At 64.7% G+C, this 255-nt stretch carries 1 protein-coding gene; it reads right to left on the bottom strand.

All coding sequences use genetic code 11. The features are described 5' to 3' along the window. The coding region (locus SB756_RS32415; RefSeq protein ID WP_410913550.1) for a nitroreductase family protein at window positions 1-158 on the bottom strand (158 nt) is incomplete at its 3' end. Window positions 159-255: the final 97 nt, after the last annotated feature.

The raw sequence follows: 255 nt of genomic DNA, 5'->3' as shown, positions 1-255 counted from the left end.
ATCAGCCCGACACTGGGCGCCTGGTGCGCGGCCTGGAGCAAGCGGTGCAACAACTCAGGGGCGACCGTGCCGCCGCTGAAGTGACGCATATCGCGGCGTTCGGCGATAACGCGGTAGACCGCGTCGCGATCGGCCTGGGGGAAAGCGTTGTCACTCATGGTGTGGTTGCGACCTCGACATCGGGCGCAAACAGCGCGGCAACGGCTTGGGGGTTGGACGGAAAGTAGAAGTGTACGTACGAAGCGGTCATCCGCC

The organism is Pseudomonas sp. SIMBA_068, assembly GCF_046534705.1.
Lineage (GTDB): Bacteria > Pseudomonadota > Gammaproteobacteria > Pseudomonadales > Pseudomonadaceae > Aquipseudomonas > Aquipseudomonas putida.
The sequence above is the reverse complement of the archived record's forward strand: the minus strand, read 5'-3'. Positions and strand labels throughout refer to the sequence as shown.